Source organism: Halobellus litoreus (assembly GCF_024464595.1).
Lineage (GTDB): Archaea > Halobacteriota > Halobacteria > Halobacteriales > Haloferacaceae > Haloquadratum > Haloquadratum litoreum.
Genome location: NZ_JANHAW010000002.1, coordinates 1,179,914 through 1,193,334, shown reverse-complemented (window position 1 = coordinate 1,193,334; position 13,421 = coordinate 1,179,914). Strand labels below are relative to the sequence as shown.

Annotated in this window: 13 protein-coding genes and 1 tRNA gene; 4 read left to right on the top strand and 10 right to left on the bottom strand. The window is 69.6% G+C overall.

All coding sequences use genetic code 11. From position 1 onward, the window contains the following. Position 1 precedes the first annotated feature (1 nt). The 4 genes from NO360_RS13535 to NO360_RS13520 form a co-directional block, all read right to left on the bottom strand. Positions 2–385, bottom strand: a complete 384-nt coding sequence (locus tag NO360_RS13535; protein WP_256308329.1) for a type II toxin-antitoxin system VapC family toxin — start codon at positions 383–385, stop codon at positions 2–4. A 97-nt stretch (positions 386–482) separates the two neighbouring features. Beyond that, the gene (locus tag NO360_RS13530; RefSeq protein WP_256308328.1) at positions 483–1,712 is read right to left on the bottom strand and encodes a translation initiation factor IF-2 subunit gamma; all 1,230 of its coding nucleotides are present in this window, start codon (positions 1,710–1,712) and stop codon (positions 483–485) included. 199 nt (positions 1,713–1,911) lie between these two features. Beyond that, the gene (locus tag NO360_RS13525; protein WP_256308327.1) at positions 1,912–3,498 is read right to left on the bottom strand and encodes a ribonuclease FAU-1 family protein; all 1,587 of its coding nucleotides are present in this window, start codon (positions 3,496–3,498) and stop codon (positions 1,912–1,914) included. Next, positions 3,498–3,869, bottom strand: coding sequence for a DUF7532 family protein (locus tag NO360_RS13520; RefSeq protein ID WP_256308326.1), 372 nt, complete (start codon positions 3,867–3,869; stop codon positions 3,498–3,500). The genes NO360_RS13525 and NO360_RS13520 overlap by 1 nt, the downstream gene beginning before the upstream one ends. A gap of 210 nt (positions 3,870–4,079) precedes the next feature. On the opposite strand from NO360_RS13520, the gene NO360_RS13515 reads away from it, so the two are divergent. Beyond that, positions 4,080–5,084, top strand: a complete 1,005-nt coding sequence (locus NO360_RS13515) for a PrsW family intramembrane metalloprotease (protein ID WP_256308325.1) — start codon at positions 4,080–4,082, stop codon at positions 5,082–5,084. A 25-nt stretch (positions 5,085–5,109) separates the two neighbouring features. Here NO360_RS13515 and NO360_RS13510 read toward each other — a convergent pair whose 3' ends face one another. Then, positions 5,110–5,808 carry a riboflavin synthase gene (locus tag NO360_RS13510; protein ID WP_256308324.1) on the bottom strand — a complete coding sequence of 233 codons (699 nt, stop codon included), beginning with the start codon at positions 5,806–5,808 and terminating at the stop codon, positions 5,110–5,112. 139 nt (positions 5,809–5,947) lie between these two features. Between NO360_RS13510 and NO360_RS13505 the strand changes: the two genes are divergently transcribed. Both NO360_RS13505 and NO360_RS13500 read left to right on the top strand, forming a co-directional pair. After that, positions 5,948–6,643 (top strand): DUF7114 family protein, encoded by a 696-nt coding sequence (locus NO360_RS13505; RefSeq protein WP_256308323.1) that lies wholly within the window; start codon positions 5,948–5,950, stop codon positions 6,641–6,643. Between the two features lie 79 nt (positions 6,644–6,722). Further along, a tRNA-Thr gene (locus NO360_RS13500) sits at positions 6,723–6,794 on the top strand. A 138-nt stretch (positions 6,795–6,932) separates the two neighbouring features. On the opposite strand, the gene NO360_RS13495 is transcribed toward NO360_RS13500, so the two are convergent. From NO360_RS13495 to NO360_RS13475, 5 genes are all read right to left on the bottom strand, one after another. Continuing rightward, on the bottom strand, positions 6,933–7,622 hold the full coding sequence (locus tag NO360_RS13495; RefSeq protein ID WP_256308322.1) for a DUF6663 family protein: 690 nt from the start codon (positions 7,620–7,622) through the stop codon (positions 6,933–6,935). 13 nt (positions 7,623–7,635) lie between these two features. After that, entirely contained in the window at positions 7,636–8,595 is a 960-nt protein-coding gene (gene kdgK1 / locus NO360_RS13490; RefSeq protein ID WP_256308321.1) for a bifunctional 2-dehydro-3-deoxygluconokinase/2-dehydro-3-deoxygalactonokinase, read from the bottom strand. Between the two features lie 124 nt (positions 8,596–8,719). Then, positions 8,720–11,104, bottom strand: a complete 2,385-nt coding sequence (gene mutL, locus NO360_RS13485) for a DNA mismatch repair endonuclease MutL (protein WP_256308539.1) — start codon at positions 11,102–11,104, stop codon at positions 8,720–8,722. Positions 11,105–11,178: 74 nt separating this feature from the next. Continuing rightward, positions 11,179–11,607: an NUDIX domain-containing protein gene (locus tag NO360_RS13480; RefSeq protein ID WP_256308320.1), complete on the bottom strand. Its 429-nt coding sequence runs from the start codon at positions 11,605–11,607 to the stop codon at positions 11,179–11,181. A gap of 176 nt (positions 11,608–11,783) precedes the next feature. Continuing rightward, positions 11,784–12,398: a DUF2238 domain-containing protein gene (locus NO360_RS13475; protein ID WP_256308319.1), complete on the bottom strand. Its 615-nt coding sequence runs from the start codon at positions 12,396–12,398 to the stop codon at positions 11,784–11,786. A gap of 170 nt (positions 12,399–12,568) precedes the next feature. Between NO360_RS13475 and NO360_RS13470 the strand changes: the two genes are divergently transcribed. Next, positions 12,569–13,192 carry a metal-dependent hydrolase gene (locus tag NO360_RS13470; RefSeq protein ID WP_256308318.1) on the top strand — a complete coding sequence of 208 codons (624 nt, stop codon included), beginning with the start codon at positions 12,569–12,571 and terminating at the stop codon, positions 13,190–13,192. Positions 13,193–13,421 lie beyond the last annotated feature (229 nt).

Genomic DNA, 13,421 nt, shown 5'->3' with positions numbered 1-13,421 from the left:
GTTATGGTTCTGTTATCTCCAATGTGTTTCGACCCCTTAAACCGATTACGCGAACGCCGCGTTCGAGCAACCGGTCGCGGAGCGGCCTGTCGTTGGTGAGGACGTATCCGCCCTCGGTGTCGGCGAGTTCGACCACCGCGTCGTCGGCGTAGGAGACGCCGGTCTCGACGACGCGACACCGCGAGACGAGGTCCCGGCCCACGTTCGCGGCTGTCGCCTCGACGCCGCTGCCCTCCTCGGCGAGCTTCTCCAGCTCGGCGACGACGGCGCGGGGGACGACGAGGTCAGCGTCCGCGCCGACGAGGCGGTCGAGTTCCTCGAAGACCCGCACGTCGAGTTCGACCGGCATCATCAGCGCGTTCGTGTCCAGTATCACCGTCGTCATCCTCGTGTGTCGTCCTGTCGTCTCCGTCGTGTGGTCGCGTCCCGCTGTCGCCGCCGCCTTCAGCTCGGCCGACGGCCCGCGCCGTCTCGGCCGATCGTCACTGCAGCGTCCCGATGCCGATGAGCCGCCACCGCGCGCCGACCCGGCGGTTGATGGCGATCTTCGCGCCCGACTCGGCGCAGACGGGGCGCTTCAGCGACACCTCGGCCTCGCCCGTCCGAGCGCTCGTGACCGCGCCGACGGTCGTCGCGGTCCCGACAGTGAGCATCAGCGGTTCGCCGGTCGAGATCTCCTCGACGCTTCCCTCGTCCTCGCCGACGATCCGGTCGAGGAGTTCGACGTCCATCGTGAACTCCTCGCGCGTCGGCGGGAGGGTCCCGGGCTCGCCCGCGACCTGTCCGGCAAGCGCGTCGCCCTTCGTGAGGCTCGGGTCGAGTCCCGTGCCGATCCCGCAGAGGCCGCCCGGCCGGACTTCCTCGACGGACTGGCCGCCGGCCTGCAGCGACCGGATCTCAGTCGTGATCGGCTCCCACTCCGAGGAACCGCCCTCCTCGACCTCGCGGCCGGGGCGGAGTTCGAGTTCCTGGCCGGTGGCGAGTTTGCCCTGCACGACCGACCCGCCGACGACGCCGCCCTTGAGGTCTTCCCAGGTGGTCCCGGGGCGGTTGATGTCGAACGAGCGGGCCGCGAACAGCCGCGGCGATTCGCTTTCGTCGCGTTCGGGCGTCGGAATCTCCCGCTCGATGGCGTCGATCAGGAGGTCGATGTTGACCTCCTGCTGGGCGCTGACGGGGACGATCGGCGCGTCCTCGGCGACGGTGCCCTCGACGAACTCCTGGATCTGCTCGTAGGATTCGACCGCGCGCTCGCGGTCGACCAGGTCGATCTTGTTCTGCGCGATGACGATGTTGTCGATGCCGATGATGTCCAGCGCCATCAGGTGCTCTTCGGTCTGGGCCTGGGGGACGTCCTCGGTCGCGCTCACGACGAGGACCGCGCCGTCCATGATGGCCGCGCCCGACAGCATCGTCGCCATCAGCGTCTCGTGGCCCGGGGCGTCGACGAACGAGACCGTCCGCAGCACCTCGGTCTCCTCGCCGTCCGGCCCGGTCTCCTCGACCGTGTAGCACTCCGGCGGGTCGACGTTGGGGAGCTTCCGGAACGTGGCGTCAGCGTAGCCGAGTCGGATAGAGATGCCGCGCTTCATTTCCTCGGAGTGCTGATCCGTCCACGATCCGGACAGCGCCTGCACGAGCGTCGTCTTCCCGTGGTCGACGTGCCCGACGAGTCCGATGTTCACCTCCGGTTGTTGTGTTTGTTGTGTCACTATTGACCTCCTAGAGAGTAATCTTGGGTGCAATTCGCCACGAGCGACTGATAAAGTTGCTGTTCTCCACCCGACAGACGGTGTGGGACGGGTTTCCACGCTGTTCGCCTCCGGCCGACGGAGACGGTCGTAGCCGGCGGTATAGACGTGATCGCGTCCGAGGTTCTAAGAACGGCCGCAGGCGACGGTTGGACGTCACTCACTCCGAGAGCGCGCGTTCGAGGCTCGCGGCCACCGCCCGCGCCTTTTCGGCGACGGCCTCGGGGACGTTTCCCTCCTCGACCGCGGCGTCGAGTTCGTCGTCGTCGACCCGCTCGACGGTGCCGTCGGGACGCTTCACGACGTCGACGTGGAGGTCGACGTACCTGATCTCGTCGGGGAAACACTCGACGGGCGTACAGACGTTGACGTACGTTCCGCGGTGCTCGCCCTCGGCACTCCGGTAGACGGTCGGGTACCACCAGCGGCCCTCGCGGAACTTCGTGAGGGCGGTGTCGCCCGCCTCCCGGCGGGTCCCCAGTCCGTCGTACGTGCCGCTGCCCGAGAGCGTCCGCGTCACGTCGAGCGAGCCGTCGGCGCCCCAGTCGGTCACCTCGCCGCTGCCGAGCGAGAACGCGCGGCCGTCCGGCTTCCCGTGTCTGATCTCGACGGTGTCGCCCGCGACGGGGCCGAACTGCCGGGTCACGACGTCGAACGGGAAGTCGGGACCGTCGCTCCCGTCGTCCGACTCCGCGGCATCGTCAGCGACGCCGCCAGCCGGTCCGGCGGCCCCCTCCGCCGCCCAGAGCGCCTCCGCGAGGTCGACTCCGGCACTCGCCGAGTCGCTGGCGGCCTTCGTGCGGTGGTGGCCCGGCATCGTCGTCGTCACCGCCCGTCGGGCCCCGTCGAGCGCGAATCGGGACTCGCGGCCGAACCACAGCCAACGTCCCGCCGCGGGGGTCGCGAGCGCGGTTGGTCGCTCCGACGGCGACTCCGTTTCGTCGGCATCGGTCCCGTCCACCGCCGCGGCGAGATCCTCCGCGCGTCCGGCGGCCCGGTCGAGCGCGGCTTCGAGCGCGCTCATCTCGGCTCGGGTGGCGGCGTGGGACCACTCGATGCCCCACCCGTCCGGCGCGTCGACCGAGAGCAGGTCGGTCATCCCGGCGAGTTCGCGGCCGGCGGCGTCGTCTCGGGTGTCGACCGTGACGCCGTCGCGATCGCGGACGAGGGTCGCGAGTCCGGCGTCGGCCCGGATCTCGGTCCCGAGCCGCGCCCGGCGGTCGATCCACGGCGGGGCGCTCTCTCTGACCTGCACCCGGACTGCGTCGCCCGCTTCGAGGTGATCCTCGGCGTCGCGGTAGGGAAGAAAGCCCTCGCTCTCCCCGAGGTCGCAGACCGCGCCGGAGCCGAGCGTCTCGCTCACGGTCGCCGCGAACACCGCGCCCGGCGGGGTCGGATCGTCCCACGCGAAGGTGTCGCGGCCGATGCCCCGGAGTTCCGCGTCGACGGCCGCGACGGCGTCGGGGTCGCCGTCGACGCCGACGCCCTGGCGGTCGCCAGTCGTCGCGACGGTGACGTCGTGCGCCCCGTCGCCGAAGTCGGCGTCGAAGCGCTCCCGGATCGGTTCGGACGCCTGTACGACCTCGGCGCCCGCGTCGAGGAGGTGTCGCGTCACGGCCGTCGTGTAGATGCCGCGGACCCGGACGCGGGGTGTCGTGGGCGCCTCGCCCGCGGGGGACTCGTCGCTCGCTCCGTCTTCCTCGCCTGCGGCGGCTTCGCCGTTCCCGCTGCTGCCGTCGCCGCCCATCACAGCACGTCCTCGTCGCGGGCGAACCGCACTCTGTCGTGGACCGTCGGTCCGAGCGAGAGTTCGACGACGTCTTCCGAGAGGACGCGGCCGCCCTCGACCGGAACCCCCCACGTGTCGAACCGGAGGTAGCCGCGGAGGTCGCTGCCGTGGGTGAACAGATCGACGAACTGCACGGCGTGCTCGTTGATTCCGCCGGCGCTGTGCGCCATCTCCATATCCGAGTAGACGACGTCGCGGTCGAAGAACTCCCGGAGGCGATCGGCGTCGCGGTCGACGGCCGCCGAGACGAGGTCGGAGGCTTCCCGGACCTCCTCGCGGGAGAGGCCGACCTCCCGGAGCGCGGCCTGGGTGCGTTGATCGAAGTGCATCGGTACGCGTGGATACGGACGGCTGACTTTTGAATCCAGTCAGTCGCCGTCGGCGTCGACTCCCTAACTTCGCTCGGGCGGCGACTCGACAGCCTCGGCCGTCATCCACCCTTAGCGCCGGCCGTCGGCCAGCCGATGACGGTCGCGGTCGACACCGTTTCGACCCCCGCGGCCGAAGACCTTAGGTCGCCGCGTGAGAACCGGCCGGCGATGCGGGACAGAAAGGATCCGATCGAAGAGGCTGCAGGGGACTCGATGGACCTCTACGACGTGGCTACCTGGGACGTGCGAACCCCGCTGGACAAGGCGTCGGCGCTCATCTGGCGGATCGCCGCCGGATCGGCCCGGCTCGCCGTGGTCGGGTTCGCGTTTCTCCTGCTCCTCGGTATCGGCGGTCTCGCGGCGCTGACCGACCCGCAGATCGGCCTGCTCACGCTCCTCTCGGCGGTTCCGGCGATCGGTCTGGCCGCGTACGTCTACTCGACGGACGTGACGTCGAGCGAACCGCTGTCGCTCCTGGTGGCGACGTTCCTCCTCGGCGTCCTGACGGCGAACTTCGCGGCCGTCCTCAACACCGTTCTCCGGCCGTACTTCCAGGTGCTCGGGTTTCTCGGGACGGCGCTGTTCTTCTACATCGTCGTCGGGCCGGTCGAGGAGGTAGTGAAACTGCTGGCCGTTCGGCTGTACGCCTACACCGACGACCGGTTCGACGCCGTCCTCGACGGGACAGTCTACGGCGCGATGGCCGGCCTCGGCTTCGCCGTCATCGAAAACGCGCTCTACATCACCCGACAGCTCCCGGACCAGGGACTCGACGTGGGTCTCGGCCTCATCGGCGTCGGCGGCGGCATCACCGCGATCAGGGCGCTCGCCGGGCCGGGACACGTCATCTACTCGGCCATCGCGGGCTACTACCTCGGCCTCGCGAAGTTCAACCCGGGCAACCGGGGACCGATCGTCGTGAAGGGCATCCTGCTGGCGGCGTTCGTCCACGCGACGTACAACACCACCGTCGGGATCGGATCCGGCATCATCGGCGCCGTGACCGGGCTCTCGGGTCTCGCGCCGTTCCTGATCTACGTCGTGCTCTACGACGGCGTCTTCGGGCTCTTCCTCCTCCGGAAGATCCAGAAGTACCGCGACAGCTACCGCCAGGCGCACACGCCGCCCGCGACGGAATCGGACTTCGAGTCGGAACTGACCGAGTTCGAGTGAGCCGCCCGATCGGTCGCTTCGTCGGCTACGCCTGCTCGATGGCGTCCCGGTAGCCCGCGACCATCTGCTCGACGTACTTCGCGACGACGTCCACTTCCAGGTGCACCGGATCGCCCACGGCCTTCTCGGAGAGCGTCGTCAGGTCGTACGTCGTGGGGATGATCGCGACGGCGAAGCGGTCGTCGCCGCGGTCGGCGACGGTGAGGCTGATCCCGTCGACCGTGATCGATCCCTTCTGCACGACGTACTGCTTCACGTCCGGCGGCAGCGCGAACTCGAAGTACCAGTCGTCGCCGACGCGCTCGACGCCCGTCACCTCGGCCGTCGTGTCGACGTGCCCCTGCACGAGGTGGCCGTCGAACCGGCCGTCGGCGGCGAGCGCGCGTTCGAGGTTTACCCGATCGCCCGCCGCCACCTCGCCGAGGTAGGTTTTCTCGACGGTCTCGGCGGCCAGAAACACCTCGAACGTCGGGACTGGAGTGGTCCGGAACGCCTCGACGGTCAGACAGACGCCGTTGACGGCGATCGATTGGCCGTGGTGGAGGTCGTCGTACGCGACGCCCGCGCCGGAATCGCCGTCCTCGGATTCGCCCGCTGTCCGGTTTCCGGTGGAGATGCGCTCCTCACCGTCTCCGCCCCCGACTTCGATTCTGAGCCGTCGGCCGCCCTCGTCGTCGTTCGCCTCGACGACGGTACCCGTCGTCTCGACGATTCCGGTGAACATACCTACGGGTTCGTCCCAGTTCTGAAAAACGTCTCGGAACCGAGCGGCTGCGTCGGGCTGTGAACCCCGATTTCAGCCCCGCATCCCGGCGGACCGGGTTTCCAAAGGTCTTTGCCGCTCCCGTCGCTAGGAAGGGTCGATGGACGACGCCGTGCGGGTCCGCGACGCCGCGCACGAGGCGGTCGAAGACGTCGAACCCGACCGGCTCCGGGAGGTACTGTTCGAGCGCCTCTCCGACGCGCCGATGACGCCGGCCGTGTTGGCGCTTGTGAGCGCTCGCGCACCCGAAACCGGAGTTGACACCGACGCCGACGGCCTCGCAGAGCGCGCTGCCGGCGTACAGTTGATCTACGAAGGCCTTCGGCTCACTCGATCGCTGGCCCACGAGGAGCCCTGGACGCGAGTCGCGGAGGGCGACGTCTCCGGCGATATCGCCGCCGATCTCGACGTGCTCGCCGCCGACGTGTTCGTCTCCCGGGGGTTCTACCTGCTGGCCCGGACCGACGCCGCCGGCCGAGCGGTCGACGTGGTCCGCGCCTTCGGGCGGGATCAGACGCTCAGGCGCGGCGAGGGGGCCGACGTCGAGTCGCTCGATCGGAACCTCGAGTCGGACGTCTTCGCCCTCGCGGTCGTCGCCGGCACGACGGCCGCCGGCGCGACGCCCTCGCCAGCCCTGCTGGAGTATGCCGCCGAACTGGGCCGCGACTGCGACGCCGACGGCGAGTTACGCCCGGCCGAGACGGTGCTCTCGGAGGCGACCGTCGAGCGCATCGCGTCGCTGTCGGCCGTCGGCGGCTCTGACGATCGAGTCCCGTCGTCGGCGACGGACCCGTGAGCGGCGCCCGCCTCGGGAGCGCCCGACGGCACCGCTGAATCGAAACGCCTAAAGACGAATCCGCGCTACGGAGAACTGCGCCTGGGTAGCTTAGCGGTAAAGCGCGTCCTTGGTAAGGACGAGACCCCGGGTTCAAATCCCGGCCTAGGCTCTTTCTGCTGTCGACGCTATCGGGCCCAATTTTGTTCGTACTATAATATTGAACGGTACAAGAGATGCACACGCGACGACGCGGTCCCGATCCCGCCGACGGATCGTCGGTCGGGGCGCCTCACCACCGCGTGCGGCTTCACTCCGGTCCGACGTACGTCGATCGGATCGTCTCCGCCAACACGCCGTCGCGCCGGAACACCACGTACACGACGAGAAACGGCTCGTCGACCGGTCGCAACACGAACACCGCGCGCGGTTGCTCGGCCTCGGGCGGCACCGACTCGCCCTCGTCTGCGCGGCGGACGAGCGGATCGATCGGCGTCACGCCGGTCCTGAACTCCTCGAAGAGGTCGCGGGCCCCCGACTGCTTCGCGAACACGTACAGCGCACCGTTCGGCTCGCCGTCGGTGTTCTTCGTCACGCGCCCGTTCATCGCCGCGTTGTCCGCCTCGGCGACCATCCACGCCTCCTTCGCCGCCTCGAAGATGCCGGTGACGCCGTCGTAGAACTCGAAGGAGCTCTCGGCGACGACGTCGACGGACTCGAACCGGGGGTCGCCGTCGACCCACGCGAGCGTCGCGTCGACGAGCGTCCCGGGAGCGAGCGCGGCGACGGCGTCGGCGAGTTCACCCTCGTAGCCCGTCGTCTCGACGTACGCCGGGTCGAAGGTCGACTCCGCGCCGGCCGCGGCGCTTCGCTCCGGAGCCGGATCGGCGTCTGTCGACCCCGACCCATCGTCGGCATCGGCGAGCGACACGAGCAGGAGTTCGTCGGGGTCGCGCGGCCGTCCGAGGACGCGGTACCGGCCGGTCGTTTGCGGGATCATACTCGGCTCGGACTCACCGCGAGATTCCCCCCGCCTCGCGATCGACGACGGCCTCGACCTCCTCGGGCGTGAGGACGGCCAGGTCGCCGTCGATGGTGCGCTTCAGCGACGCCGTTGCCGCGCCGTACGCGAGCGCGTCGGGGACGTCGCCGCCGTCGAGTCGCCGCGCGAGGAAGCCGCCGACGAACGCGTCGCCCGTCCCGATGGGATCGAACGTCTCCGCGTCGTAGACCTCCTGTTCGTACACCTCGCCGCCCCGGACCGCGACGGAGCCGTTCTCGCCGCGCGTGAGCACGACCGTCTCGAAGTCGAAGTCGCGAAGCAGACCGTTCGCCACCTCCACCGGGTCGCCCTCGCGACCGAGACAGGTCGCCGCGTCGCGCTCGGCCGCCACGAGCACGTCGACGTACGGGAACAGCGACTCGTAGCGCTCCCCGGCCTCCGGGGGTCGCCACAGCTTCCCTCGGTAGTTCAGGTCGAACGCCGTGGTCGCCCCCGTCTCCTGGGCCGCTCGGAGGAGGGTCTCGGTCGTCTCCGCGAGCGTCGCCGAGAGCGCCGGCGTGATCCCGCTCGTGTAAAACACCTCCGCGTCGTCGAGCGCGCCGGCCGGGAGTTCCTCGGGCGTCGCGGTCGTCACCGACGCGTCCGTCCGGTCGTAGATCACGTTCGTCCCGCGCGGTTCGCCGCCGTGTTCGAGGTAGTACGTGCCACACCGCGCGGCCTCGGAGTCGTCCCAGGCGACGTCCGTCCGGACGCCGTGGCTCCGCAGTTCCGAGACGATACGCCGGCCGAGCGCCGAGTCCGGCAGCTTCGAGATCCAGGTCGACTCACAGCCGAGGCGGGCGGCCGCCACGGCGACGTTGCTCTCGGCACCGCCCGCCCGGACGCCGAGTTCGGACGTCCGTTCGAGTCGCTCGCCCCGGGGCGGCGAGAGCCTGAGCATCGTCTCGCCAAACGTCACGATGTCGGTCATACTCCCCTCTTGCGCCAGGGAGTACATAATTGCGATTATCCCGCAGTACGCGAAGCGCCCGGGGGCCGCACCGAGTCGGTGCCGACGCGGGAGCGATCACTCTCCGTCGTCCCCGACACTCCCCTCAGTGCCCCGGGTAGTCCCGCTCGAACCGGTCGCCGATCTCGTCGCCGTCGACGTGGATGAGCACCGGCCGGCCGTGCGGGCACGAGTAGGGGTTCTCGCAGTCGTCGAGCGCTTCGAGGAGTTCCACGACCGACCCCTCGGTGAGCGAGGTGTTCCCGGTGACCGACGGGTAGCACGCCAGATCCGCGAGCAGGTCGTCGGCGACCGCCTCGACCGTCTCGTCGCCGTCGCCGCCCTCGGCGACGAACGCCGAGAGAACGTCTCGGACCAGTTCCGGCTCCAGCGTCTCGGCGAAGACCGCCGGAACCGTCTCGACCGCGACGGTCCGGTCGCCGACCCGTTCCGAGCGGAACCCGAGGTCCGAGAGCGCTTCCGCGTACTCGTCGAACAGCGCCGCCTCGCGGGCGGTGAGTTCGATCTCGACCGGCTCGGCGAGCGCCTGCGTCACCACGTCGCCGTCGAGTTCCGACTGCAGCCGTTCGTAGTTCACCCGCTCGTCGGCCGCGTGCTGGTCGACGAGGATCATCCCCGAGTCGGCCTCGGCGACGACGTAGGTGTCGTGTAGCTGTCCGAGAATCCGCATCGACGGCAGCGAGCCGAACCGCGGTTCCAGCGTCGCCGCGTCGCCCTGCAGGTCGCGCTGGACGGTCGGCCCGACGAAGCCCGTCGGCCCCGACGCCCGAGGCTGTGTCTCCGTCGCTCCCGGTCGCCCTCGATCGCTCGTGCCGTTCGCGTCTGGCTCGCTGGGACTCGACGTCTCGCCGGCGTTCGAGTCCTGCGTCGGGGGCTGTTGCCGCCCCGTCGACGACCGCGACCCTGACTCGTCGCGGGCGGTCGACGACGACGCCGCTTCCGCGTCGTCCGGCCCGGATCCCGTCCCGACGGATCGATCCGCGTCCAGTCCCGGGGACAGATCGGAGTCGGAACCGGATCCGAAGCCGGAGCGGTCGACCCCTTCCGGCGTCGACTCTGCCGTCCGGTCGCTGCCCTCGCCGCCGAGTCCGTCGACCGTCCAGGCATCGTCGTCGGTCGGATCGACGCCGGCCGCGGTTTCGCGCTCGTGGCTTCCGGGCTCCGCGTCGGCATCGGATCCTCCGGTCTGGGAGCCGACGTCAGATCCTTCCGCCCGGAAGTCGGCGACGGTTTCCGAGGCGACCTCGCCGTCGGAATCGGCGGTGGTATCGCCGTCGGGGTCGGCGGCTCCCGGTTGCGGCCCGTGTCCCGCACCGCCGCTGACCGTCGCGTCCGGCGATTCCGGTCGTATCTCCGTCTCTTCGGGCGCTGAGCGACCCCGCGGCGCGGTCGATCTGACCAGGCCCTCGTCGAGCAGCGCGGTCCGCACGGCGTCGGCGACGGCCGCTCGAACCCCCGATTCGTCGTCGAATCTGATCTCCATCTTGCGCGGGTGGACGTTCACGTCGACGGTGTCGGCGGGGACGTCGACGAACAGCACCGCGAATGGGTAGCGGTCCCCCGCCAACTGCCCGTCGTAGGCTTCGAGGACCGCCTCCCGGAGGACGGCGTCGGTGACGTACCGCCCGTTGACGAACGTCGAGAGGTACTCGCGGGTGCTGCGGGTCGTCTCGGGATGGCTGACCAGTCCGCGAACGCGGTCGATCGGTCCCCCGTCGCTCGCGGCGTCCGAGTCCGAACCGTCGACCGACGGCTCGTACCCGACGTCGATCATCGATTCGGCCACCTCGCGACCGTACACCGAGAGCACCGCCGACCGGAGGCTCCCTCTGCCCTCGGTGGCGAACACCTCGCGGCCGTCGTGTTCCAGCGAGATGGCGACGTCGGGGTTCGCGAGGGCGTAGTGCGTGACGACCGTGTTGACGTGGTCGAACTCGGTCGCGGTCGTCTTCAGGAACTTCTTGCGCGCCGGCGTGTTGAAGAAGAGGTCCTCCACCTCGACGACGGTCCCCACGGGACAGCCCGCCGGATCGACGCCCGTCACCTCGCCGCCCTCGACGCGGAGTTCGGTTCCGGACGCGTCGCGGCCGCCGGAGGAGCGGTCACTCGCGTCGTCGGTCGGCCGCGCTCGCGGTTTCGTCCGGATCGCGAGCCGAGCGACCGCACCGATGGTGTGCAGCGCCTCGCCGCGGAACCCGAGCGTGCCGACGCCGGCCTCCAGATCGTCGATGCCATCGATCTTGCTCGTGGTGTGCTCTTCGACCGCGCGTCGGACCGACTCGCGGTCCATCCCGACGCCGTCGTCCCGGACCCGGACGCCCTCGGTCCCGCCGGCGTCGACGGCGACGGAGATCCGGCCGGCGTCGGCGTCGAGGCTGTTCTCGACGAGTTCCTTGACGACCGAGGCGGGGCGTTCGACCACCTCGCCGGCCGCGATCTGCCGGACCGTCCGATCGTCGAGTTCGCGGATCGTCGGCGCGGCGGTCGGCCGGTCCGTCCCCGCAGACGCGTCGTCCGGGTCGTCGCCGGACCGCTCGTCCCCGCTCACGGCCCGTACACCTCCGTCGCGACTTCGACCGCTCGCTCCTGCACGTCGCTCAGTCGGTCAGTCGCAGCGGCGGGGGAAAGCCACGCGTGGTCGGTGTGCTCGTGGCTGAGCGCGACCGGATCGTCGCCGGCTCGGACGTCGAGTCCGCCGGGGGCCTCACACCAGTAGTAGACCGCGAAGCGACCGAAATCGCCCTCGTTCCGCCACGACACCGCGTGGATGGGGCGGCCGATCCGGGCGTCGATACCGGTCTCTTCGACGATTTCGCGGCGGACGCCTTCGGGTGCGTCCTCGTGTGGTCCGAGACGACCGCCGGGGAGTTCCCAGCCGTCGTCGCTGGCGCGTCGGACGACGAGCACGTCCCCGCAGGGCGCGAACACCACGCCGCGGAGGCTGATCGTCGCTTGGAGGTGCTCGTCGGTCATCGTCCTGCCCCGTGCGCGGACGGCCGCGGAGTACGGGGGTTCGACGGGCCCGAATCGACGTTCCGAGAGCAGAGCACACGCTCGTTCCGGTTCATTTCGTCTGCGCGTAACTGGGGCGGTCAGGGTCTAATCGTTACCGGTCGCAACGGTCGGATCAACGGTGAGCGGATCGGCGGTCACGAGAGCCGATCGTGCACCGCATCCACCAACTCGGAGAGCCGTTCGGTGCCGAACAGGGCGACGAGGACCGCGCCGACCGTATCGAAGACGAGGTCCAGGACGGTGTCTTCGAGCCCGTACTGCACGAGTACGGCCTCGACGCCGACGGCCGACGCCGCGATCCGGGCCAGGAACTCGATCACCTCCCAGAGGACGCCGAGCGCGAGCGTGAAAAGTAGAATAAAGACCGAGAGGAACCGCGGTGGGAACGAGACACCGTCCGAGTAGCGATCGAGCGCCCGCGTGACGGCGTAGCCCACGGCGGCGACGATCATCGCCGAGAGGGTGTGCGTCAGGTGGTCGTACCACCAGAGGCGCTCGTAGAGGCCGACCATTCCGATCGTGTGCAGGAGCACCGCGAGCGTCACGACGAGGGTCAACTCCGGCGAGAGGCGGAGGTCCCAGTCTCGACGCAGTACCGCGGGCAGGTACGTGACTCCGAGTGCGAGCACCGCGTTGACGACGACGCTCACGTTCAGCGTCGCGATTCCGAAACCGAGGACGACCGCGATGCTCATCCGCATCGCGCTGGCGATCGACCGCGCACTCACCGACCGAGCCGGTCGCCACATACCGGGCGATAGTTCGGCGACGAGGAAAAAATGCGCAGTGTCGCCCGCGACGGCCGTGCTCGCGCCGCTCGCCTCCCTCGGCGACGTGCTTCGCAGCGACTAGACGTTCAACAGTCGTGATACCGTGACACACGAAACTGTCATACCGTCCATTCGCGTACGACCGGGTGATGATGGCAACTACGCACGCGCTGGCCGGCGTCGTGCTCGCCGTACTCGTCGGCGTCCTCTTTCCGGAGGGCGTCGCGGGAACGTCCGTGTTACCCGTCGCAGCCGCCGCGCTCGGCGGGCTCTTCCCGGACTTCGACCTCTACGCCGGCCACCGTCGGACGTTGCACTTTCCGGTGTACTTCAGCGTCGCCGCCGTCCTCGTCGCCGTCGTGGCCGTCGTCGCCCCGACGGCGCTTACCGTCGCCGCCGCGCTCTTCCTCGCGGCGGCCGCGTTGCACTCCGCGATGGACGCCCTCGGCGGCGGCCTGGAGTTGAAGCCGTGGCTCGGGACGTCCGAACGGGCGGTCTACAGCCACTATCACGGCCGATGGATCCGCCCCCGACGGTGGGTCCGCTACGACGGCGCGCCAGAGGACCTCCTCGTGGCTCTCGCGTTCGCGGCCCCCGCGGTGTACGTCCTCGACGGGGTCGCGGAAACAGCCGTCCTCGCTGCCCTCGCCGTCTCCGCGCTGTACGTCCTCGTGCGCAAACCGATGGTGATCGTCACCCAGAAACTCGTCGACGCGCTCCCCCGACATCTCGTCGACCGGCTGCCGGCCCGGTTCGTCGAGGATTTCCGGTAGTGCCGGCGATCGCGGCGCGGGCCGGTCCTCTCGGCCGCTTTTACGCTCGCCCAGATACCGCTCTGAAGGCTGCCTACCCGTCCAATACCTGCTGATATAAACACCATTTCATCCAGAAATTTTTTAAATTAGCTTGTGGTATAGAACCTTATGCCAGGGAATATTGAAAATGCCTCCGTCGAATCACACACGCAGTACACGCACAGTCGGTTCCGGTGCCGGCGCTGTG